The sequence below is a fragment of the Streptomyces tauricus genome, from assembly GCF_014650955.1.
Lineage (GTDB): Bacteria > Actinomycetota > Actinomycetes > Streptomycetales > Streptomycetaceae > Streptomyces > Streptomyces tauricus.
Genome location: NZ_BMVY01000097.1, coordinates 1 through 1,333 on the forward strand (window position 1 = coordinate 1; position 1,333 = coordinate 1,333).

Consider the following 1,333-nt stretch of genomic DNA (forward strand, 5'->3'; position numbering starts at 1 on the left):
TCACTCACACCGGACTGACAATAAGCTCCCAAACACCACAGAACTAACGAAAACCTCAGTAGTAAACGGCCTGCCCGCGGCGCGATTGTCCTGACGTGGACGGCTGTCTGTGCGGACCTACTGATCTCTTCGGGGTGTTGTCGGGTCGTGGGTCAGTTGGAGTCCGGTGCCGGTGAGGCAGCCGTCGATCAGGTGTGGGCGGTGTTGGATGTGTCGCAGGCCGCGGCGGAGGGTGCGTTCGAGGCGGTCGTCGTCGGTGAAGGCGATGTTGGCCAGCGGGCCGCGCCGTAGCAGTGACCACACTCCTTCGACCGGGTTCAGATCCGGTGCGTAGGAAGGCAGTTGCACGATGGTGAGCCAGTCGTGGTCGGCCGCGTACTGGCGCATTCCGGCAGCCCGGTGGGTGTTGAGATTGTCCCAGATGAGGACGATGGGGGCCTTGAGCTGGATGTGGGCGCGGACGATCAGGTCGCGGTAATCGGTCCAGGCGAAGCTGTTGCGTCCCACACCGCGGTACTTTCGGTGGCGGCGCGGCCGGTAGATCAGCCGGGAGGACTCGCCCGGCCGGTAGCAGCACAGGGCGGCGATCGAGTAGCGGCGCCAGGACCGGCCGCGCACCCGCACCAGCGGTGTCTGCCCGCGTCGGCCCCAGGTCCGAGCTCGTGCCGCCGTCATCGAGAACCCGGCCTCGTCCTCGAAGACGATGAACGCCCCCAGCGCCGCCGCAGTCATTCCGCCTGCGGCCACACGTCCTTCTTCCACAACCCGACAGCGTCCTCGTCTCGTTCCAGAGCCCGGCGGGTGGGCGACTGCCAGGACCAGCCGTGCCGGTGCATCAACCGCCACACCGCCGCCGACGAGACCTCCAGCTGGAACTGCCATGAGATCAGTGCCCGGATTCTTGCCAGGGTCCAGCGTTGGTCCTCCCAGCCGTGCTCGGCCGGGCCCCGGGCCAGCTTTTTCTCGAGTTCGGTGAACCGGTCATCACTGAGCTTGGGCAGCTTCGGCGCTCCCGCAGACTGGAGCGCGGCCCTGCCGCCCTCACGCCAGGCCCGCCGCCAGCGCTCCACCGACCGACCGCTCACCCGCAGGTCTTTCGCGATAGCCGCATTTCTGTCGCCTTGCTCGAACCGTTCACCGGCCTTGAACCGGATCTGTTCTCTGAACTGCCGCCGCTCGGCGGTCAGCCCGCCGCCCTGCGCATACCTCATACCACCGGCCTACCGCAGGGATCACCACCCGTCAGCCCCTCCGACAACACCCCGAATAGATCAGTAACGGTAGTTCGTTAAATCCGGCGGTAGAGGTCAATGCCGTGTCCGGTGGTGACTGC

At 66.4% G+C, this 1,333-nt stretch carries 1 protein-coding gene; it reads right to left on the reverse strand.

What is annotated here, in order from left to right; translation table 11 throughout:
* Nucleotides 1-117: 117 nt before the first annotated feature.
* A protein-coding gene (locus IE278_RS43475; RefSeq protein ID WP_444546126.1) for an IS630 family transposase occupies nt 118-1,211 on the reverse strand; the annotation gives its coding sequence in 2 pieces (ribosomal slippage) (nt 118-747 and nt 750-1,211; 1,092 coding nt in all).
* Between the last annotated feature and the right edge of the window lie 122 nt (nt 1,212-1,333).